This window comes from Streptomyces sp. NPDC054796, assembly GCF_053611545.1.
The window spans coordinates 40,716-59,836 of sequence record NZ_JBSHAO010000046.1; the positions used below are offsets into that span (position 1 = coordinate 40,716).

20 protein-coding genes are annotated in these 19,121 nt (G+C 72.7%); 10 read left to right on the forward strand and 10 right to left on the reverse strand.

Translation table 11 applies throughout. From position 1 onward, the window contains the following. Positions 1-28 precede the first annotated feature (28 nt). Complete coding sequence (locus ACWGJ2_RS30170) at positions 29-2,161, reverse strand: BTAD domain-containing putative transcriptional regulator (RefSeq protein WP_453349440.1); 2,133 nt, start codon at positions 2,159-2,161, stop codon at positions 29-31. Positions 2,162-2,349: 188 nt separating this feature from the next. On the opposite strand from ACWGJ2_RS30170, the gene ACWGJ2_RS30175 reads away from it, so the two are divergent. Further along, positions 2,350-3,228 carry an alpha/beta fold hydrolase gene (locus ACWGJ2_RS30175; RefSeq protein ID WP_453349441.1) on the forward strand — a complete coding sequence of 293 codons (879 nt, stop codon included), beginning with the start codon at positions 2,350-2,352 and terminating at the stop codon, positions 3,226-3,228. Positions 3,229-3,369: 141 nt separating this feature from the next. Further along, complete coding sequence (locus ACWGJ2_RS30180) at positions 3,370-5,013, forward strand: GMC oxidoreductase (protein ID WP_453349442.1); 1,644 nt, start codon at positions 3,370-3,372, stop codon at positions 5,011-5,013. A gap of 10 nt (positions 5,014-5,023) precedes the next feature. On the opposite strand, the gene ACWGJ2_RS30185 is transcribed toward ACWGJ2_RS30180, so the two are convergent. The 3 genes from ACWGJ2_RS30185 to ACWGJ2_RS30195 all read right to left on the reverse strand — a co-directional run bounded on the left by ACWGJ2_RS30185 (position 5,024) and on the right by ACWGJ2_RS30195 (position 7,153). Further along, complete coding sequence (locus ACWGJ2_RS30185) at positions 5,024-5,503, reverse strand: carboxymuconolactone decarboxylase family protein (protein WP_453349443.1); 480 nt, start codon at positions 5,501-5,503, stop codon at positions 5,024-5,026. After that, positions 5,500-6,624, reverse strand: coding sequence for an NAD(P)H-dependent amine dehydrogenase family protein (locus tag ACWGJ2_RS30190; protein ID WP_453349444.1), 1,125 nt, complete (start codon positions 6,622-6,624; stop codon positions 5,500-5,502). The genes ACWGJ2_RS30185 and ACWGJ2_RS30190 overlap by 4 nt, the downstream gene beginning before the upstream one ends. Before the next feature lie 133 nt (positions 6,625-6,757). Beyond that, positions 6,758-7,153, reverse strand: coding sequence for a VOC family protein (locus ACWGJ2_RS30195; protein ID WP_453349445.1), 396 nt, complete (start codon positions 7,151-7,153; stop codon positions 6,758-6,760). A gap of 166 nt (positions 7,154-7,319) precedes the next feature. Here ACWGJ2_RS30195 and ACWGJ2_RS30200 point away from each other — a divergent pair, with 166 nt between their 5' ends. From ACWGJ2_RS30200 to ACWGJ2_RS30210, 3 genes are all read left to right on the forward strand, one after another. After that, the gene (locus ACWGJ2_RS30200; RefSeq protein WP_453349446.1) at positions 7,320-8,468 is read left to right on the forward strand and encodes a S1 family peptidase; all 1,149 of its coding nucleotides are present in this window, start codon (positions 7,320-7,322) and stop codon (positions 8,466-8,468) included. Positions 8,469-8,766: 298 nt separating this feature from the next. Next, on the forward strand, positions 8,767-9,018 hold the full coding sequence (locus tag ACWGJ2_RS30205; protein WP_453349447.1) for a cytochrome P450: 252 nt from the start codon (positions 8,767-8,769) through the stop codon (positions 9,016-9,018). Continuing rightward, positions 9,015-9,380: a cytochrome P450 gene (locus ACWGJ2_RS30210; protein ID WP_453349448.1), complete on the forward strand. Its 366-nt coding sequence runs from the start codon at positions 9,015-9,017 to the stop codon at positions 9,378-9,380. Before ACWGJ2_RS30205 ends, ACWGJ2_RS30210 begins: the two co-directional genes overlap by 4 nt. Here ACWGJ2_RS30210 and ACWGJ2_RS30215 read toward each other — a convergent pair. Next, positions 9,277-9,909, reverse strand: coding sequence for a GNAT family N-acetyltransferase (locus ACWGJ2_RS30215; protein WP_453349449.1), 633 nt, complete (start codon positions 9,907-9,909; stop codon positions 9,277-9,279). The genes ACWGJ2_RS30210 and ACWGJ2_RS30215 overlap by 104 nt on opposite strands. Positions 9,910-10,008: 99 nt before the next feature. Here ACWGJ2_RS30215 and ACWGJ2_RS30220 point away from each other — a divergent pair, with 99 nt between their 5' ends. From ACWGJ2_RS30220 to ACWGJ2_RS30230, 3 genes are read left to right on the forward strand one after another with little or no spacing between them, the layout of a single operon-like run. Beyond that, positions 10,009-10,668, forward strand: coding sequence for a class I SAM-dependent methyltransferase (locus tag ACWGJ2_RS30220; RefSeq protein ID WP_453349450.1), 660 nt, complete (start codon positions 10,009-10,011; stop codon positions 10,666-10,668). A gap of 46 nt (positions 10,669-10,714) precedes the next feature. Continuing rightward, positions 10,715-13,480, forward strand: coding sequence for a tetratricopeptide repeat protein (locus tag ACWGJ2_RS30225; protein WP_453349451.1), 2,766 nt, complete (start codon positions 10,715-10,717; stop codon positions 13,478-13,480). Next, positions 13,477-13,602 (forward strand): hypothetical protein, encoded by a 126-nt coding sequence (locus tag ACWGJ2_RS30230; RefSeq protein ID WP_453349452.1) that lies wholly within the window; start codon positions 13,477-13,479, stop codon positions 13,600-13,602. The genes ACWGJ2_RS30225 and ACWGJ2_RS30230 overlap by 4 nt, the downstream gene beginning before the upstream one ends. 230 nt (positions 13,603-13,832) lie before the next feature. Here ACWGJ2_RS30230 and ACWGJ2_RS30235 read toward each other — a convergent pair whose 3' ends face one another. From ACWGJ2_RS30235 to ACWGJ2_RS30250, 4 genes are all read right to left on the reverse strand, one after another. Continuing rightward, a complete protein-coding gene (locus tag ACWGJ2_RS30235; protein ID WP_453349453.1) occupies positions 13,833-14,231 on the reverse strand; it encodes a hypothetical protein in 399 nt (132 codons plus the stop codon). 17 nt (positions 14,232-14,248) lie between these two features. After that, on the reverse strand, positions 14,249-14,503 hold the full coding sequence (locus ACWGJ2_RS30240; RefSeq protein WP_453349454.1) for a hypothetical protein: 255 nt from the start codon (positions 14,501-14,503) through the stop codon (positions 14,249-14,251). Positions 14,504-14,577: 74 nt separating this feature from the next. Next, on the reverse strand, positions 14,578-16,434 hold the full coding sequence (locus ACWGJ2_RS30245; RefSeq protein WP_453349455.1) for a S8 family peptidase: 1,857 nt from the start codon (positions 16,432-16,434) through the stop codon (positions 14,578-14,580). A 101-nt stretch (positions 16,435-16,535) separates the two neighbouring features. Beyond that, the gene (locus ACWGJ2_RS30250; protein WP_453349456.1) at positions 16,536-16,811 is read right to left on the reverse strand and encodes a hypothetical protein; all 276 of its coding nucleotides are present in this window, start codon (positions 16,809-16,811) and stop codon (positions 16,536-16,538) included. 270 nt (positions 16,812-17,081) lie between these two features. On the opposite strand from ACWGJ2_RS30250, the gene ACWGJ2_RS30255 reads away from it, so the two are divergent. Continuing rightward, entirely contained in the window at positions 17,082-17,771 is a 690-nt protein-coding gene (locus ACWGJ2_RS30255) for a TetR family transcriptional regulator (protein WP_453349457.1), read from the forward strand. A gap of 151 nt (positions 17,772-17,922) precedes the next feature. Beyond that, complete coding sequence (locus tag ACWGJ2_RS30260; protein WP_453349458.1) at positions 17,923-18,234, forward strand: hypothetical protein; 312 nt, start codon at positions 17,923-17,925, stop codon at positions 18,232-18,234. A gap of 107 nt (positions 18,235-18,341) precedes the next feature. Here ACWGJ2_RS30260 and ACWGJ2_RS30265 read toward each other — a convergent pair whose 3' ends face one another. Beyond that, positions 18,342-18,995 carry a TetR family transcriptional regulator gene (locus ACWGJ2_RS30265; RefSeq protein WP_453349459.1) on the reverse strand — a complete coding sequence of 218 codons (654 nt, stop codon included), beginning with the start codon at positions 18,993-18,995 and terminating at the stop codon, positions 18,342-18,344. Between the last annotated feature and the right edge of the window lie 126 nt (positions 18,996-19,121).

Genomic DNA, 19,121 nt, shown 5'->3' on the forward strand with positions numbered 1-19,121 from the left:
CGCCGGACGGCCCGCCGGAGGCGCCGGGTCACCGCGCCTCGCGGAGTGCGACGGTGAGGGCGTCCAGGTAACGGGAGACGGGGCCGAGGGTGAGCAGGCCACTGCCCGCTCCCGCCAGTTCCCCCGCCGCGGGGGCGAGCGCGTGGTGCGCCCGCTCCATCGTCGCCCGCTCGCCCGTGGCGACGGCGGCCCGCGCGACGAGGCACCACATGGCCTCGTACAGCAGATCGCGGGGCGGCTCCGGTACGGCGCGCAGCGCCGCCGATGCCTCGTCGCGCCGGTCGTGTGCCAGCAGGAGGAGCGGGCGGACCCAGGGCTCGTACGGCCCCCAGTCAGGGCCCGGAGCCGGTCCCGGGCCGGGGGTCGGGGTCGGGGTCGGGCCGGGGGTCGGGGTCGGGGCCGGAGCCAGGTCCGGACCCAGGCCACGGTCCAGGTCAGGGCCCACCGCCCCGTCCCCGTACCGCACCCGCAGGCACAGCAGCGCGAGCGGCAGCAGACCGCGCTCCAGCCCCGGCATGCCCGCGCCCTCCAGGGACGCGGCGGCGTTCCGGTAGGCCGCCTCCACCTCGGCGGGCGGCACCGTTCCGGTCTCGGCGAGCCGTAGCACCCCGTACCACCGCGTGAACACCCCCACCAGCGGCAGCTCATGACGCTCCGCCAGCCGGTCGGCGGCTGCGGCGTGCGCGTCGGCGCCGGCGAAGTCCGCGAGGGCGCCGCGCGCCTGGAGGCGGACGAGGTGGCCGAGGACCTCGTACGTGACCAGCCCGTGCCGCGCCGAGAGCGCCACCAGTTCGGCGCCGACCGCGTCCCGCTCCGGGGCCAGCCCCGCCCGGTGGAAGGTCTGCATGAAGACACCGTTGAGGGCGAACGCGAGCAGCGCCGGGTCCTCCAGGCCGCGCGCTAGCTGTTCCGCCTGCCGCGCCGCCCGCGGACCGCGCTCTCCCGTGGTGCCGCGCGACTCCAGGGCGACAGTGGCCAGCAGCCGGGCGCGCGCCGCCTCGTGCCCCTCGGACGGGAGCAGCGTCAGGGTGTGCTCGGCGGCGGCCACGATCCGCGCGGCGTGGTCCGGGTCGTCGGAGCGGGTCCAGATCGCGGGGACGTCGTAGGCGCCGATGACGCGGGCCGTCAGTTCCACGTCGCCCAGTTCCCGCGCCGCCGTGACGGCTGCCAGGCGGTGGCGGCGTGCCGCCTCGAGACCGCCGCCACCGGTCACCGCGAGGTTCCGCAGCAGCCCGACCGTCGACTCCAGGCGCGCGCGGGCGCCGGAGGCCACGGTCCGGTCGTACGCGGCGGCCGCGCTGGCCCACACCTCGCCCGCAGCACCGGCCGCCCCCGCGACCGTATCCGTATCCGTATCGTCGGCGGTGTCGGCGTCCACGCCCACGGCTACGGCCCCGTGTCCGGGGTCGAGGTGTTCCGCGTGGCCGAGGATGTCCGCCTCCAGGCGGCGCAGCGCCGGGCCCGGATCGACGCCCAGTTGCTCGGCGAGGAGGGTACGGGCCCGGCGCAGCACGGCGAGCGCGTCGCGCTGACGCCCTGTGCGGTACAGGGCCAGCGCCAGCAGGCGCCACGCGTCCTCGCGCCAGGGGTGCTCGGCGACGTGCGCGTCCAGATCGGCGGCGGCCTGTGCGGCGAGCCCCAGCGTCAGCCGGGCCTCGGCCTGCCGTTCGACGGCGTGCAGCCGCAGCTCAGCGAGGCGCGAGCGCGGCGCGCGGGCCCAGTCCGCTTCGGCGAAGTCGGCGTACGCGGGGCCGCGCCACCATCCGAGCGCCTCGTCGAGGTGCGCGAGCGCGTCCTCGGCGGGGAGCTTCGCCGCGTCGGCCACCGCCTGCTCGAAGCGCCAGGCGTCCACCGTGCCCGGGTCCGCGCGCAGCGCGTACCCCGGCCCCTCGGTGACCAGCAGCCGGGCCGGGGCGCGGGGCGGGCGATCCGGTTCCAGTGCCCGGCGCAGTGCGGCCACGAAGGTGCGCAGCGCGCTCACCGCGCCGGGCCGCGGGTCCTCCCACAGGTCGTCCACCAGGCTGCCGACCGGGACGACGCGGCGACGCGCGACGACCAGCCTGGCCAGCACCGCGCGGTGCCGCGGCCCCTTCAGATCGAGGGTGTCCCCGGCACCGTCCCACGCCGTCACCGGGCCCAGCACTCCGAAGTCGACCCGCACCTGTGCACCACCCTTTCCGGCCTTTCCGGGGCTTCGCCCCCGGCCACGCTATAGCGCGCTGACCGGATGCTCATCCGCGCCCGGCAAGCTGAGGACACCAGGTCGGAGCGCATCGCCCCGGCGACACGGCCCCCGGCCACCCGGCCACCCCACAGGACCAGCACCACCAAGGAACGGACCACCGCACCATGACACCTGTCCTCACCGGCTTCGACTACCGGCGCGTCCCCGTCGCCGACGGCGTCTCTCTCAACGCGGCCGTCGGGGGCACGGGCAGCCCCGTCGTCCTGCTGCACGGCTTTCCGCAGACGCACCTGATGTGGCGGCACGTCGCAGCCGACCTCGCGTCCGAGCACACCGTCATCTGCCCCGACCTGCGCGGCTACGGCGCGAGCGACAAGCCCGCCGAGGCCGACAGCGCCACCTACTCCAAGCGCACCATGGCCGCCGACATCGTGGCCCTGGCCCGTGCGCTGGGCCATGAGCGCTTCGCGCTGGCCGGGCACGACCGCGGCGCCCTCGTCGCGTTCCGCGCCGCGCTCGACCACCCCCGGACCGTCACACATCTGGCCAGCCTCGACGTGCTGCCGACCCTCGACATGTGGGACGCCATGCACGGCACGAGCGCGGCCGTCGGCTTCCACCTGTATCTGATGGCGCAGCCGCCGGGGCTGCCCGAGCAACTGATCGCCGGGGCTCCCGACGCCTTCTTCGGCCACTTCCTCGACATCTGGGCCAACAACCCGGACGCCGTGCCCGCCGACGTGCGCGCCGCCTATCTGGACGCCTGCCGCGCGGCCGTGCCCTCGATCGTCGCCGACTACCGTGCCTCCGCCGGTATCGACGTCGAGCACGACCAGGCCGACCGGGACGCGGGCAACCGCCTGCGCATGCCGGTCACCGTGCTCCAGCAGGACTGGGGCGCTGCGCTCGGCTTCGACGCCGCCGCGCTGTGGCGCGCGTGGGCCACCGATCTGCGGCACTCCACCGTCACCAGCGGCCACTTCATGGCCGAGGAGGCGCCCTCGGAGATCGCCACGGCCATCCGGGACCTGCTCGCCCGCTGACGGCTGAGACCCGGGGGGGGCCGGTGTGCTGACTGGGCGTCAGGTCTGGAGCTGACATGAAGTTACTTTTAGGTATGGAGTGACGTGGGCAGCAAGCCCCAGTAGAACGTGTCCCATTCCATTGAAGGTGAGGAACGTCGCATGAACGACATCACCCTTCGTCACATCGGCTCCGGTGGCTTATCGCGACGCGGATTCATCGCTGGAACGGGTTCTCTTCTGGGGACCGCGGCCCTGGCAGGTCCCACCACGGTGGCCCAGGCCAGAGCCGCGGCGGCTCCCGCCGCGATCGGCTCCGGTGCCCACGTTCCCGCGCTGGTGATCGGCACCGGCTACGGCGGCTCCGTCGCCGCGCTGCGCCTCGCCCAGGCGGGCGTCGAGGTGCACATGGTCGAGATGGGCATGGCCTGGGACACCCCGGGCTCCGACGGCAAGATCTTCGCCAACACCACCAAGCCCGACAAGCGCTCCTACTGGCTGCGTACCAGAACCAAGCAGCCCCTGAGCAACTTCCTCGGCTTCCCCATCGACAAGAACGTGCCCCGCTACACAGGCATCCTCGACGCCGAGGACTTCAGCGGCATCACGGTCTACCAGGGCCGTGGTGTCGGCGGCGGTTCGCTCGTCAACGGGGGCATGGCGGTCACACCCCGGCGCGAGAACTTCGCCACCATCCTCCCCTCGGTCGACGCGGGCGAGATGTACGGCACCTACTACCCGCGCGCCAACACCGGGCTCGGGGTCAACACCATCGACCCGGACTGGTTCGAGAGCGCGGACTGCTATCAGTACTCACGCGTCGGCCGTAAGCACGCCGAGCGTTCGGGCTTCCCGTTCGTCTTCGTGCCCGACGTCTACGACTGGGACTACATGAAGCGGGAGGCCGCGGGCACCGTGCCCAGGTCGGCGCTCGACGGGGAGATCCTCTACGGCAACAACCACGGCAAGAAGTCGCTCCAGCAGACCTATCTCGCCCGCGCGCGGGACACCGGCAGGGTCACCATCTCGCCCCTGCACAAGGTCACCTCGGTCACCCCGGCCTCCGGCGGCGGCTACACCGTCGTCATCGACCAGCTCGACACCAGCGGCGCCACCACGGCGACCAAGACCGTGACCGCGGACAAGGTGTTCTTCGCCGCGGGCAGCGTCGGCACCAGCAAGCTGCTGGTCGGCCTCAAGGCGACGGGCGCGCTGCCCCGGCTGAACAGCGAGATCGGCAAGGGCTGGGGCGACAACGGCAACGTCATGTGCGGCCGGGCCAACCACCTGTGGGATCCGACGGGCAGTCTCCAGTCGAGCATCCCCACGGCGGGCATCGACAACTGGGACGCGGGAGGCGCGTTCGCCGAGGTGGCACCGCTGCCCACCGGAATCGAGACCTATGCCTCGTTCTATCTGTCCATCACCAAGAATCCGCACCGTGCCCAGTTCTCGTGGAACGCCTCGGCGGGGAAGGCCGAACTGGACTGGCAGACCTCCTGGAAACAGGCGTCCATCGACATGGCCAAGACCATCTTCGACAAGATCAACGCCAAGGAGGGCACGATCTACCGCACCGACCTCTTCGGCACCTACAAGATCTGGGGCGACCACCTCACGTACCACCCGCTGGGCGGCGCGGTGCTCGGCAAGGCCACCGACAACTACGGCCGTCTGCACGGCCATCCGGGGCTGTACGTCATCGACGGCGCGCTGATCCCCGGCAACACCAGCGTCAACCCGTTCGTCACCATCACGGCGCTGGCCGAGCGCAACATCGAGCGGATCGTCGCCGCCGACCTGTGACGCTCGACGGTCAATGACCGGGCAGGACGCACACCGTGTCGAGGCCCAGCACGTGGTTGAGGCGGCCGAAGGCCAGCCAGGAGCCGATGCTCATGCTCAGTTCCACGATGTCGCGCTGGGTGTAGTGCGCGGTCATCCGCTCCCAGAACTCCGCGTCGAGGCCGTGGTGGTCCAGTGCGTACCGCTCGGCGTACTCGGCGGCCAGCCTGGTGCGGTCGTCGAAGGCGTCGGTGGTGCGCCACTGGGTGACCGCGTCGGCGAACTCCTCCTCGACCTTCTCGCCGTCCCGCTCGGTCCGCCAGTCCAGGCAGAAGGCGCACCCGTTGATCTGCGCGATCCGCAGGCGTGCCGCCTCGAACTCCCGGAGCCCGAGGGTGGTGTGGGAGTAGACGGACAGCGAGAACTGCGAGGCGGCGGGCCCGATGCCCGGGACCATCTCGCCCCACACATAGGCGATCGGGTCCTTGCCCTCGGGGATGTCGATGTTCATGGCCGTTTCCTTCCTGTGTGGTCCGCGCCGGTGCGGTCTGCGTCGACGTGCCGCGCGCCGAGCCTGCCGACGGCGGGGCGCAGGGGGACGTCGAGGGCGTCGTAGAGCCCGGGGTCCGCTTTCACGAGCCAGTCGATGGCGCCCACCAGGCGGCCGACGGCGGTGGCGTTGCCCCCGGCCGAGCGGTTGCCGCCCTCGTCGGTGGCCTCGACGGTGACCTCGATGCGGGGCCGTCCCTCGATGACCACGCGGTGTGCGCCCGCACCGTCGGGCGGCGTCGGCCAGTCCGATGCGCAGGAGGGGTGGATACGGGTCACGTGCTCGATGACGAGGCGCGGTACGCCCGCGACCACACCCCGCACCTCGAACCGCACGGCTCCCTGGGTCCCGGCCGCGAACTCCCCCATCGTGCGGGTGCTCACCGTCGTGCCGAGCGCGCGGCGGTCCATGGTCTCCCGTATCTCGTCCAGCTCGACGCCGAGGGCCCGCGCCATCAGCCGTAGCTGCCCGCCCCACACCATCGTCGGGACCGTGGGCGCCAGCATGGGCGGCTCGTAGTCCAGCGGATGGCCCATGCCGACCAGATGGCGGACGGAGTCCTCCTGGTCGTAGGTGGAGTAGTCGAAGATCTCCTGGCAGCGGATGACGTCCACGGTGGTGCCCAGCCCGCTGATGAGCAGCGGCAGCACGTCGTTGCCCCAGCCGGGGTCGACACCGGAGACGAACAGCGAGCCGCCGCCCTCCGCGACGGCGGCCAGCACGGGTTCGCGCAGTTCGGGCGGTGCGTTGCGCTGGTCGTAGAGCGCGTACAGCGCGGGGGTGACGACCACGGCTCCGGCGCGGACAGCGCTGACGATGTCGGCGAGCGCCCCGTCGGGGCGGACGTCCCCGGAGGCCGCGTACACCACGGCCTGCGGCCCGGCGCCGAGCACCGCGCCGATGTCGTCCGTCGCGGCCACCCCCAGCTCGTGCCCGAGCCCGCCCAGTTCTCCGGCGTCGCGCCCGGCCTTCGCGGGGTCGTGCACGAGCACGGCCACCAGTTCCAGCGCGGGATGCGCCTCGACGGCACGCACAGCGGCACGCCCGACATTTCCCGTACCCCAGACAACCGTGGAAATCATGCGCCGGAGGGTAGCGAGAGCACCTATCGGTTCATAGGCCCACGCGCACATCGAATTCCGCGTGATCCACGCGGAGTTGACGCAGCGTCACGCACTTTACGCGCGCGAGTGCCCGAGCGGCCGGCGGTGTCGCTCAGCCCGAGGGCCAAGTGCCGCTCGGCGCGTTGCTCAGGTCGACGACGCAGAAGAGATTGCCGTCCGGATCGGCGAGGACGAGGAAATCCGGGTCCGGCGGGTACAGGTCCCAGTCGACGCGGCGGGCACCGAGACCGACGAGGCGCCCGGCCTCGGCCTCCTGCTCGGCCGGGGTGTCCACGAACAGGTCGAGGTGGATGCGCGGACGTGGCTCGGCGGGCGACTCGCTCACCATCAGCCCCAGAGCGCGCCCTGACCCGTCCGCGTGACGCAGCGTCCGCCATGTATCGCTCTTCCACTCGTCGGTGTCCACCAGGCCGAGCGCCTCGGTCCAGAAGTCCACCGCGCGGGGAAGGTCGGTCACACCGATGACCGGGAATCCGAGTCTGAGCATGCCCCGAGTCTACGAACCGGGGGGATCCCGCGCGACAAGGATTGGTATGGACATGCCCATCGCGCTCTCCTATGCTCCCTCCTAGTTCGTCATGAGAGCGCTCTCACCACACCCTGTTCCACCCTTCCACCCCCCGTGTAGCTGGAACGACAGAAGGGTCACCACCGTGAGACGCACCATCGCAGCGCGCGTCGGACTGTCCTCCTTCCTTCTCCTCGCCACCTGGGGCGGCGCCGTGCTCGCGCCCCAGGCGACAGCGGCACCCGCACCCGCGACCTCCGCACCGGCCTCCGCCGGAATACTCAGCGCCATGCAGCAGGACCTGGGCCTGACGGAGAGTCAGGCCCGTGACCGGCTGGCCTCAGAGAAGGCCGCGACGGCCGTCGAAAAGGCGGCACGCGAAGCGGCCGGTTCCGCGTACGGCGGTTCCTGGTACGACGCGGACACCGGCGCGATGAACGTCGCCGTCACCCGGTCACAGGCCGCCGAGGCCGTGCGGGGAACCGGGGCCGTCGTCCGTACCGTCGAGCACACCGCCAAGGAGCTGAACGCCACCAAGAAGCGCGTCGACGCGCTGTCCGCGCCGTCCGGCGTCGCGAGCTGGCACGTCGATCCGGAGGCGAACCGGGTCGTCGTCGACGTCGTCGCGGACGACAAGGACGACAAGGCCGTCCGCGCGTTCACCGAGCGCGCGCGGCGCGCGGGGCCCGTGCGGGTCGAGACCGTCGAAGAGGCACCCCAGACCTTCAGCGCAGGAACCGTGGGCGGCGACCCGTACTACACGGGCAACGTCCGCTGCTCCATCGGCTTCTCCGTGCACGGCGGGTTCGTCACCGCGGGCCACTGCGGGCGGCAGGGTGCGTCGGTGAGCGGCTGGGACCGCTCCTACATCGGCAACTTCCAGGGCTCTTCCTTCCCCGGCAACGACTACGCCTGGGTGAACGTCGGCAGCGGCTGGTGGACGGTGCCCGTCGTCCTGGGCTGGGGCACCGTGTCCGACCAGCTCGTACGCGGCTCGGCCGAGGCACCCGTCGGCGCCTCCATCTGCCGCTCCGGGTCCACCTCGCACTGGCACTGCGGCACCGTGCTCGCCAAGAACGAGACGGTCAACTACAGCCAGGGCGCCGTGTACCAGATGACCAAGACCAGCGCGTGCGCCGAAGGGGGCGACTCCGGCGGCTCGTTCATCAGCGGCGACCAGGCACAGGGTGTGACCTCGGGCGGCTGGGGCAACTGCTCCAGCGGCGGCGAGACGTGGTACCAGCCGGTCAACGAGATCCTGGCGCGGTACGGGCTGACCCTGCACACCGCCTGATCCCGGCGACGTAACGGGGGCAGCGGGCGGCGCGGCGGTACAAGGGTGCGGACGCGGGTGCGACCGGCGTCCGCACCCTCGGCCTTGCGCACCGTCGCCGCCCCCGCCGAGCGGCACACACGGAGCGGCACTCCCTGAGCGCACACACCGAGTGGCGCACACACCTGGTGACACACACGTCGAGTGGCACACACGGGGCCCATGTCAGCACCCGTTTACCCGTCAGCCCCCTGTGGGATCGGAGGACATCCGGGAGGTTCCCGGAGCGCTGCCCGTGCTCGGACACACCGTGTCCCTCATGCGCGGTCAGGCGGCGTGGCTGTCGGCCTGCCGGAGAACGGCACCGCTGGTGGAGTGCGGCTGGGCAGGCGCCGGGCACCTGCTCACGGCGCTGTCCGTCCCCGACGCGCGGGGCAGGGCGCTCGACGACGGTGAACTCCAGGTGCAGACCGTCAACCTGCTCGTCGCGGGAAGCGAGACCAACGCCATGCTGATGGTGTGGATCCTCCACCTCCTGGACCGCGCGCCCGACGTGCAGCAGCGGGTGTGACGAACTGGCCGAAGTCCTGCACGGCAGGCCCGCCGGGCTCGCGGACATGCCCGCGCAGCGCCTCACCCACAACGTCGTCCTGGAGCCTCTTCAGCCCGTACCAGCTCCATCACGACCCGGCGTACTTCCCGTTCGGCGCGGGGCGGCGACGGTGCCTCGGGGACACCTACGCGCTGGCGGAGACCGTCATCACGCTCAGTTCCCCCCTGCCGCGCTGGCGACTGCGCACCGTCGACGGGAGCCGTACCCGGCCACGGTTCAGGAGTTCCCTCGACGCCGCGGGGATGCGGATGGTCCCGACGGCCCGGACCGCTCCTGCCCGGCGCGGTCCCACTCAGCACGGGCCCACTCGTCACGGGTGAGCGCGTACTCGACCTCACCGTGTTCGGAGCCCTCGATCGCCTCCGGCCAGTCACCGGTGAAGCCGCGCACGTAGGACAGCCCGGCCTTCTCCATCACCCGCCGCGAACGGGTGTTGACGGCCATGGTGTTCGCGGTCACCCGCTCCACCCCGAGGTCCGTGAAGCCCTTACGGAGCAGGGCACGCGAGCCCTCGGTGGCGTAACCGCTGCCCCACGCGCTCCTGTTCAGCCGGTAACCCAGTTCGACCACGGCCGCGCTGTGCTCCGACAGGGGCCGGAACTCGAACCAGCCCAGGAAGGTCCCCGCGCTCTTCGCCTGGGCCGCCCAGTAGCCACGGGTGCCGAGGCAGGGGTGGTCGTGGAGGAGACGGGGCATGGTGCGTCCGAGGATCGCCTCGCGGCTCGTCGGGCGACCGCCGTTGAGGAAGCGCGTCACCTCGGGGTCGTTGTCCAGCGCGAGCACGTCGTCCGCGTCGGCCTCCGTGAACGCGCGCAGGACGAGCCGGCCGGTCTCCAGGAAGATGCGCATACCGGCAATCCTCGCCACCGGCGACCGTGACCGCCACCCGATATCCGGGTCCCCGCGCCGTGGCTGCCGCCGGGCCGGGAATCTGGTGGACTGCACGTCATGCATGTCCTGGCGCGCCGTCTCCTCGACGCACTCCACCGCTTCAACTCCGCCCACCCCTGGGACCACAACGCCCACTACCACCGCTGGATCCTCCGCCAGGTGCCGAGGCACGTCGAACATGTCCTGGACGTCGGCTCCGGCGCCGGTGACCTGGCCAGGCTCCTGGCGGCCCGTGCCACGTCCGTGCGGGGCATCGACTCCTCCCCCGCGATGGTCGTCAGGGCGCGGGAACTCACCGCTTGGGACGCGCCCGTGACGTTCACCGTCGCGGACGCTCCCGCCGGGATACCGCCCGGCCCGTACTCCGTCATCACGTGTGTCGCCGCGCTGCACCATCTGCCGTTCACCGACGCGCTCACCCGCTTCCGCCGCCACCTGGCGCCCGGCGGCACCCTCGTCGTCGTCGGCCTCTTCCGTACGCACTCCCCCGGCGACTATGTGCTCGCCGCCCTCGCAGCGCCGCTCAATCTCGCCATGGGCCTGCTCAAGAACAGGGGCCGCGCGGCACCCCGCCCGCCTGCCATGAGGGCGCCGGTCAAACCGGCGACCATGACCTTCCCCGACATCGCGCGCGAGGCCCGCCGGGTGCTTCCCGGCGCGCGACTGCGGCGTCGGCTGTTCTGGCGCTACACACTGGTGTGGCGACGCGACGGCTGAGGCGGGCGGGTGAGCGGGTGAGCGGGTGAGCGGGCACGATGGGGGCATGAGGCCGGGGTTCGTGTGGCTGCTGGCCGGTACTGCCGCGGCACTGGCCGTCCTCGCCGCCGTCGGCGGAGCGGCCGGGGAGTGGGTGCCCGGATTCTGGGGAGCGGCGTGCGCGGGGGCCGCCGGTTTCGTGGTTCCGGCCGTGTGGGACCGCGTCAAGGAGCGCCGGGACCGGGTCAGGAACGAGCTGGAGCGGCGAAGCGCCGCCGTGGCACGGCTGGCGGAGGTCTCGGACGAGATGACCGCCCCGCCCGCGATGCCCGCCGTGCCACGGCCACGCGGCGCCGGTGATGTGGTGGGGCTGCTGCGTCCGCAGCGCGCGGTGGTGGCCTTCGTCGGGCGCGAGGGCGAGCTGAGGCGGCTGCGGGAGTGGTGCCACGCGGACGGCCGGGACGGCGGAGACGGCGTGAGCGTCGGCGGGGGTGTGAGCGCGGGCGCCGCGGTGGCGCTGGTGACGGGTACGGGAGGCGTGGGCAAGACCCGGCTGGCGCTGCGGCTGGCCGACGAGCTGCGGCAGCGGGGCTGGAGCTGCCGGTGGGTGCGGGCGGGCGGCGAGGCCGACGTGGTGGCCACCGTGCGGGAGGTGGGGAGCGGTCCCGTACTGCTGGTGGTGGACTACGCGGAGACCCGGACCGGGTTACGGGCGCTGCTGGCCGCCGTGGCGGACTCGCGTTCCGGGCAGGGCGGCCCCGAGCGGGATTCGCGACGGCTACGGGTGCTGCTGCTGGCCCGTAGCGAGGGCGAGTGGTGGGAGAGGTTACAGGGGGTGCCGGGCCCCGTCGGCGCGACGGTCGCGGGCGCGGTGACAGTCGCGCTGGAGCCCGGTGTGCTGCCTCGGTGGCCGGAGCGGCAGCTCGTCGCCGAGGCGGTGCCCCAGTTCGCCCGCGCGCTCGGGATACCGCCACCTCGGCACGCCGAGGTGACGTTGACCGATGAGGGGGTGCCCCTGCTCGTGCTGCACGCCGCAGCGCTGGTCCTGGTACTCCGCGCACGGGAGGCACGGGCCCCCGGCGCTCCGGCAGCGCCGCCCGCCCTGCCCTGTGCAGCGCTGCCCGGCGCCGCGCTGCCCGTGGCCGTCGGCTCGGCCGTGCTGGAGGAGCTGCTGCGGCACGAGAAGCGGTACTGGTACGAGAGCGCCGCCATCGCCGCCCTCACGGGCCCCGGCGGTCTGGACACGACGGCGGTGCAGCGCTGCGTCGCCGTCACCAGCCTGCTCGACGCGGACAGCGAGGCAGCGGCGGCGGACCTGCTGAGCCTGGTCCCGGGCCTTGAGGCACCGTGGTGCGACCCCCTGCGGCGCAGGACGGCACGCTGGCTGAGCACGCTCTATCCCGGCACGTCGCCCGGCGCCGTAGGGCCGCTGCAACCCGACCTGCTGGCGGAGCACCACATCGCCCGCCAGTTGGACCGCAGCCCGGAGATGGCGCGGCTCATCGGCTCACGTCTCGACGCGTCGCACGCGCGGCGCGCCCTCACCGTACTGACGAGGGCGCACGCCCATCAGCCCGGCGTCGAGTCGGTGCTGGAGGGGTGGCTCGCGGCCCGGCTGCCCGAACTCGCCGAAGCGGCGGTCACCGTCGCGGTGGAGACGCCGGGGCCGCTCGGCCCCCTCATGGCCCGGGTGCTGGCGGAAGCGGAGCTGCCGCTCACCGCGCTCCAGCACGTGAAGCGCGCGATCCCGTACCCCACCCTGGCGCTGGCCGAGGCGGACATGGTGGTGACCCAGCACATCGTCGAGGCGCTGCCCGAGGAGACCACGCCGAAGCGCCGTGCCACATGGCTGGAGGCCCTGGGGCTCGCGTTCCATCAGGTCGGGCGCCGGATGGAGGCGCTGGTGCCCATGGAGGAAGCGGAACGCATCCGGCGTCGGCTCGTGCGGCTCTCCCCCGAACAGCACCGCCCTGGACTGGCCGCGTGCCTGAACGGTCTCGGGCACCGGCTCGCGGAGGCCGGACGCGTCCCGGAGGCGCTGACGGCGACTCAGGAGGCCGTCGCCCTCTACCGCGACCTCGCCCGCCCCTTCCCCTCCCCCTCCCCCGACGGCTATCGGCCCGCGCTCGCCGAATGCCTCAACAACCTCGGGATGCGGCTGTCCGAGGCGGGACGGGTGGACGAGGCGCTGGCGGCGGCGCAAGAGGCGGTCGACCTGGAACTGATCGGGTACGCGCCCGACAGACGCCCGTACGTGCTGGCGATGCTGCTGCACAATCTCGGCAACCGGCTCTTCGAGGCGGGACGCGAGGACGAGGCGCTGGCACCGACGCGGGAGGCGGCGGATCTCTACCGCGAGCTGGTACGGCACGCTCCCGACCGCCACCGGCCAGGGCTGGCGAGCTGTCTCAACAATCTCGGCAACCGGCTCTCCGACGCGGGTCTCCGTGCCGAGGCGCTGACGGCTGCTCAGGAAGCGGTGGACCTCTACCGCGACCTCGCCCGCACCTCCCCCGACCGCTACCGGCCCGGGCTGGCCGCGTGCCTCAACAACCTCGGCAACCGGCTCTCCGACGCGGGACGCGAGCAGGAAGCCCTGGTCTCGATCGAGGAGGCCGTCCGCGTCCACCGGGCTCTGCACCGCGAGCTGCGACAGGGGCCGCGCCGAGAGCCGCACCGGGAGCAGGTCCCGACCGACGCGGACCGCTTCCGCCCCGCCCTCGCGGCGTCCCTGCGCAACCTCGGCATCCAGCTCACCGCCGTGGGGCGCGACGTGGAGGCCCGCGCGGCGCACGCCGAGGCGGCCTCCCTCACGGGCGACGGCCCGCCATGACAGCCCGCGCCGGGGATGCCGGTACCGGTGCCGGTGCGGGCCGCCTCTGTCTCCAGCGCGGCATCATCTCCGACGACAGCACCTACGGCAAGGACATCGCGCCGGCCTCCTGCCCGAAGTGACCTGCCGTGAGCGGCTTCCGCAGGCGACCTTCCGCAGGTGACCTTCCGCGGATGGCCTTCCGTGGTGCGTCCGCCGGGTGGGGTGCGCACGGGTCGCCCCCACCCGCCGGACCGCCCGCCGCCCGGACCGGCCCGTGCGGGCCGGTGCCGGTTCAGCGGCTGACTGTGCGACGACGTCCGGTCCGACGGCTACCGGTCCGACCGGTACCGGTCCGGCCAGGGCGCCCGGCTCAGCCGGACCCGCCCGGTGCCGCGCCCGCGTCCGCGGCCCGGAGGTGCGTCCCGGCCGCCGTGGGCGGGGCGAGCGCGCCGTTGCCCTGCCCCTGGCTCACGCCCTGGCCCGCGTCGGCCTGCCGGACCATGTCGGTCAGCCAACTGGGCGGAGGGCCACCGTCCACCGCCTGCCCTGCCGCGGGAACGGACTGCCCCGGCTGCCCAGGTTGCCCCGGCTGGCCGCTCGCCCCCACCCCGCCGGGCGCCGCGCCCGCGTCCGCCGCGCCACCGGCCGTGGCACCCGCGGCAGCCGACGCCGCCTGGGCACCGGGCGCCTGGGCCTGGGCACCGGACCGCGCCGTGCCCTCGGACGAGGCGGCCCCGGCGTCGTCGGAGACGATGATGTTGAGCTTCATGGCGCTCCTCGCCTTCGTCAGTTGAGCACCGCGTAGCGGCCCTCGAAGTTCAGTTGGCTGTTGCTGAGGTTCTTCACCGTCAGCCAGTACGTCACCGCCGAACCCGAGGCACGCTCCACGTCGGTCTCCCACTCCAGTTGCGGGTTGCCCGCCTGCGGGGACGTCGGCATGAAGTACCAGACGACGTGCCACTCCTGCGGCCAGCCGTAGGTGAACCAGCGCCCGCTCTGGCCCGGGGCCAGCGTGCCCGTGAACTGCGTACCCACTCGCATGGTCGTTTCCTCTCACCTGTCGCGGTTGCGGAGCCTGTCGGCGTTGCGGAGCCTGTCGGTGTCGGGGAACCCGTTCACCAGCCGAGGACCGCGAAGCGGGCCTCGAAGTCGACCGGGTCGCCGACGAGGTTGGTCACGTCGATCCAGTACGTGGCGTACATGTCGCTGGCGCGCTCCACCCGTACCCGCCAGCGGATCTGCGGGGCACCGGGGCGGGGCGTGGTGGGCACGACCGTCCAGAGCACGTGCCAGTGCGCGGGCCACTGGTAGGTGAACCAGCGGCGTGTCTGCCCCCCGCTCAGCGAGCCGCGGAACTGCACTCCGGTCCAGCTCTGCGTCTGGAGTGCCGCGGGGATGAGCTGGCGCAGGTTGGGGCGGTTGCCGATGCGCTGGGTCGCCGGGCGGCCAGGGGCGGCCTGCTGCGGCGATCCTGTGGCCCGCAGCAACTGGCGGGCCCGGGAGGGCGAGAGGGGGATGCGCCCCTGTGCCCGCAGCACGCCCTGTGTGCAGCACACCGCGCCGACGACGATGGGTGAGGCGCTGGAGGTGCCGCTGAACTGGTCGGTGTACCAGAGGTCCTGGTTGGCGCCGCCCTGGAGGTCGCCGTAGCCGGTGGTGGTGACCTCGCGGCCCCAGCCCTGCGCGTCGAGCGCGGCACCGTAGTTGGAGAAGTCCAGCCGGGACCTGTCGGGGCCGTGGTCGCGCCCGTGGGTGTTGGGCGGCGGCGCTCCCGCTCCGACGAGGACGGCGCCCGCGTCCAGTTCCGTGCGCCGGAAGGGGTTGCGCCACCAGGAGGGGAAGCCCGCGCGCGGGGTGTCGTACACCGCGTCGTCCAGGTTCTCGGCACCGTTGCCCGCCGCCTCCACGACGACGATGCCCCTGTTGACCGCGTAGCGGATGGCCAGATAGTCGTCGGGCCACCACTCGACGGCGATGTAGCCCTGCTGGCCGACACCCGTGGCGTTGGGCCCTGCACGGTGGATCTCCAGCAGGAGGACGTCGCCGGGGCCGAGGCGGTCGGCAGCGTTGCGGATGGCGGTGGCGGTCGCGATGGAGAACGCGGACGCGCTGGTCACCGCGTCCGGTGAGATGCCGGTGATGCCGATGGTGTTGACGTCGCCGCCGATCTCGCCGAGGACGGCCGTGCCGTGGTTGGTGTCGGTGCTGCCGGTGCCCGAGATGATGCCGCCCTGGTTGAGCAGCAGGTCCTCGTGGGTGAAGCGCCAGCCCCACTCGCAGTCGACCACGCGGACACCCGCGCCGCGTCCGCCCGCCAGCGTCCACGCGTAGCGTGCGTCGATGCCGCCGGGTGCGGCGTCGAGATAGCCCTGCCTGGCGGTGAAGTCGGGGGTCGCTGGCGGTGCTTCGACCTCCTGGGGCGCCATGTCGTTGAGCGGCGGCAGGTCGACGTCCTGTGCCTGCTTCTTCGTCTTGCGCGCGGCGGGTGCGCTGCGATGACCGGAGGTCGCGGGCCCTGCGAGCGCGACGCCGGGCTTGACGTACGCGCCCTCGACCGCGTCGGAGGCGCGCAGCCGGTCCGCGAGTTCCTCCAGACGGTCCTCCGCGGCCTCGACCTGGTAGAACAGGCCCATCCTCGTCAGGACTTCGCGGTCGGACACCATGTCCGACCCCGCCCCGGATCCCGCCCCGGGCCCGGCGCCGGGCCCCGCTCCGGGCGCCGCCGTCACCTCCTGGGCGAGCAGGCGCTCGGGGCTGCCGAACAGCGGGCTGATGGTGACGTCGGGATCGGCGGCGACCGCGTCCAGGCCGCTCACCTCCACCTCGGCCGAGGCGGTCGCGCCGGTGGGGGTGATGCGCACCCCTGCGTCGGCGCGCGCCACGCACACCAGCTCCGCGCGGCCGAAGAGCGATTCGATGATCTCTGCCGGGCTGCCGCCCCCTGCGTCTGCTGCACCTGGTCGCTGTGACACGGTCTCTCCTTCACCACTCGCGTACGCCGTACGGCCACACCTCGTGGCCCGGACCTCCGGACTCCCCCCGGCTCCCCCGCTCCGGGGCCCGTCGGAAACGGCTAGGGAAGCTCGGCCGGTGGTTTCACATAGGCGGCGTCGACGTCGGGCCGCTCGCGCAGTGCGGCGGCGACGTCCTCGGCGTCGGCCCCAGCCCCGGCGGGAACGGCGACCGTGTACCAGTCCAGCAGTGACGCGTCGTCCGCGCCCGGGTACATGGGCCGCGCCGTGAGGCCGAACCGCTCCCGCAGACAGTCCAGGGCACCGCCCGGTGCCCGCGCAGCGCCGTGCCCCTGTGACGTGCTGAGCTGGACCACCACCTCGCCCGCCGTGGCCATGTCCGAACACCCCCGAACCCCCCGGCCGTTGCCGCGGGCCGCCTGCCCGCGCATCAGCGGACGCCCACCGGGACCGCGACGCTACAGGGTGCGCCGTCACCGCTCCGTCACGCCGTCATCACCCGGAGCCCCGCGTCTTTTTACTCCCGCGGGAAAAATACTCCGGCATTCAAACAAAACAGAGTATCCCTTTTGTTTTATACTCGTGCTGTCTTCCGTCCCCACCCGTAACTGCCCAGGACATGGGCCCGCCTGATAGAAGGTCCCCCGATGAGGCAAGAGCGCGCTGAGCGCACCAGATACGCTCTGACTCTGGCGGCGGCGAAACTGTTCGACCAGGTCGGGGTCGAGCGCGCCACCCTCTCCGAGGTCAGCCGCACCGCAGCCGTGAGCAAGGGCGCCCTCTCGTTCCACTTCCAGAGCAAGGCCGATCTCGCCGTGACGGTCCAGGAACTGGCCTGTCAGCACGCGGAGCAGCGGGTCGAGGAGCTGCGGGCCAGGGATCTGCCCGCGCTCCAGACGCTCATCGACCTCAGCCATCTCGTCGCCCACCAGCTCACACACGACTACATCGTGCGGGCCTGGCGCGAAGTGGCCGAGCACCAGCGGGAGTCGGACTGCTCCGTCAGCCCGACGCTGCACCTGTTCCACAACTGGCAGCGCAGGTTCGTCGAGGTCGCGGTCGAGGCGCAGCAGGACCACAGCCTGCGGCCCGACACCGATCCCCGTACGACCGCGCACACCGCGCTCTCGCTCAGCGCGGGCCAGCAGATCCTCCAGGGCGATCCGGTGGCCGGGGTCCGTGCCCGGCTCACGGAGGCGTGGGAGCTGATACTCCCCTCGCTGGTCGCCCCGCTCAGCCCCTGGCCGCTGCGGGCACAGGGCAGCGAGGACTCGTTCGGCGCGGGTCTCGGCGACGATCCGCTGCCGCTCGTGCCCGCTGCGCGGCGCGCGAGCTGAGCCCGCGCACCCGGACCGTCCAGACCGTCCGGACCGTTCCCCTGCCGCCGTCCCGGCGGGTCACTGTCACCGTTGTCCACCGCTCCTCAGTGATACGGCGCCTGCCGCCCGCCGCGGCAGGCGCCGCCCTTCTCCGTAAGGACCGCTTGCGATGACCACAGTCAACCGTCGGGAGACCGGCGCCGTCTTCCCTCCACCGGCGCTGCGGGAGCTGCCCGGCCCCGGGCCCGTCGAACCGCGTGTGACCAGGACTCAGATGCTGACCTTCACGGGCCCGGACGAGGGCGATTTGTTCATCCGGTTCGGTGAGTGGTGCAAGCAGCACCGCAACGCCCTGATCGAGAGCCTGTCGTGGACCCCGCACCACAAGTGCGCGCACGGCATCCAGCCGGACGAGACGGAGGAGGTCTACCGGCTCGACGTCATCGTCAACCGCAGCCTGGAGGACGACTGGGAGCAGTAGTGGGGCAGAGGGGCGGGGAGCGGTCAGCGTGTCGCCGTGCGACCGCGCCCGTGTCCTCGCCCCGCTCTTCGACGCACCCAAGCCCCCACGCCGGAGGCCCGCCCGCTTCAGGCGGGCTGGGCCTCCGGCTGCGGCGTCCGCGGGGAAGGAACGGACGGGGAAAAGTCCTCGGTGCCCTGCGGCCACAGCGGCCAGGGGCTGTTGACGGCGGTGATCTGCGGGATCACCAGTTGCCACAGCCCGGTCTGCTCCTCGTGGACGTCGATGTCGGCCGACAGGTGACGGGTGCTGACGGCGTAGGCCATGGACGCGACGGCGTGCACGCCGAGGCCGGACGCGAGACCGCTCTCCCGCTCCGCCTCCCGCGCGATGTCGTGCAGTTCCGCGCGCCACAGCGCGGAGAGCCTCGGCTCGCGTTCGGCGTGCAGCTCCCTGTCGAGCTTCTCGCACGCCCTGATCACCTCGTCCTGCGACCGCTGGTGAGCGATGAGGTGGGTGAGGTCGATCAGGTTCTGGAGCGCGGGCAGGTCCCTGGAGCGCAGTTCCCGGATGCGGGTGCTCGCCCTCTTCACCGCCAGGGACTGTACGGCGTCGGCCAGGTCGGCCTTGTTGGCGAAGTGGAAGGACAGGGCTCCCTTGCTGACCGCGGCGAGGCTGCTGACCTGGAAGAGCGTCGTGCACTCGTAGCCGACGCCGTCGAACAGGGAGGCCGCCGCCAGGACCAGGGCGCTCTTCGTTCGCTCCGCGCGCTCTTGCCTCATCTGTACGCCCTCTCGTCGGGCCCGCCCTTCCGACGGGCCGCTCGGACAAAGAATCCCGGTGATCGAGCAGTTGCAGCGAGGATAAACATACAGGACGCCTCGTTTCTTTCGCGGCCCATGAAGCAC

What these genes read in the sequence shown, in the direction of transcription:
- ACWGJ2_RS30215 (WP_453349449.1), bottom strand. Translation starts at nt 9,909, where the DNA reads ATGCGCATCTTCCTGGAGACCGGCCGGCTCGTCCTGCGCGCGTTCACG.
- ACWGJ2_RS30220 (WP_453349450.1), top strand. Translation starts at nt 10,009, where the DNA reads ATGCATGTCCTGGCGCGCCGTCTCCTCGACGCACTCCACCGCTTCAAC.
- ACWGJ2_RS30205 (WP_453349447.1), top strand. Translation starts at nt 8,767, where the DNA reads ATGCGCGGTCAGGCGGCGTGGCTGTCGGCCTGCCGGAGAACGGCACCG.
- ACWGJ2_RS30190 (WP_453349444.1), bottom strand. Translation starts at nt 6,624, where the DNA reads ATGATTTCCACGGTTGTCTGGGGTACGGGAAATGTCGGGCGTGCCGCT.
- ACWGJ2_RS30240 (WP_453349454.1), bottom strand. Translation starts at nt 14,503, where the DNA reads ATGCGAGTGGGTACGCAGTTCACGGGCACGCTGGCCCCGGGCCAGAGC.
- ACWGJ2_RS30265 (WP_453349459.1), bottom strand. Translation starts at nt 18,995, where the DNA reads ATGAGGCAAGAGCGCGCGGAGCGAACGAAGAGCGCCCTGGTCCTGGCG.
- ACWGJ2_RS30180 (WP_453349442.1), top strand. Translation starts at nt 3,370, where the DNA reads ATGAACGACATCACCCTTCGTCACATCGGCTCCGGTGGCTTATCGCGA.
- ACWGJ2_RS30195 (WP_453349445.1), bottom strand. Translation starts at nt 7,153, where the DNA reads ATGCTCAGACTCGGATTCCCGGTCATCGGTGTGACCGACCTTCCCCGC.
- ACWGJ2_RS30250 (WP_453349456.1), bottom strand. Translation starts at nt 16,811, where the DNA reads ATGGCCACGGCGGGCGAGGTGGTGGTCCAGCTCAGCACGTCACAGGGG.
- ACWGJ2_RS30235 (WP_453349453.1), bottom strand. Translation starts at nt 14,231, where the DNA reads ATGAAGCTCAACATCATCGTCTCCGACGACGCCGGGGCCGCCTCGTCC.
- ACWGJ2_RS30175 (WP_453349441.1), top strand. Translation starts at nt 2,350, where the DNA reads ATGACACCTGTCCTCACCGGCTTCGACTACCGGCGCGTCCCCGTCGCC.
- ACWGJ2_RS30260 (WP_453349458.1), top strand. Translation starts at nt 17,923, where the DNA reads ATGACCACAGTCAACCGTCGGGAGACCGGCGCCGTCTTCCCTCCACCG.
- ACWGJ2_RS30230 (WP_453349452.1), top strand. Translation starts at nt 13,477, where the DNA reads ATGACAGCCCGCGCCGGGGATGCCGGTACCGGTGCCGGTGCGGGCCGC.
- ACWGJ2_RS30255 (WP_453349457.1), top strand. Translation starts at nt 17,082, where the DNA reads ATGAGGCAAGAGCGCGCTGAGCGCACCAGATACGCTCTGACTCTGGCG.
- ACWGJ2_RS30185 (WP_453349443.1), bottom strand. Translation starts at nt 5,503, where the DNA reads ATGAACATCGACATCCCCGAGGGCAAGGACCCGATCGCCTATGTGTGG.
- ACWGJ2_RS30225 (WP_453349451.1), top strand. Translation starts at nt 10,715, where the DNA reads ATGAGGCCGGGGTTCGTGTGGCTGCTGGCCGGTACTGCCGCGGCACTG.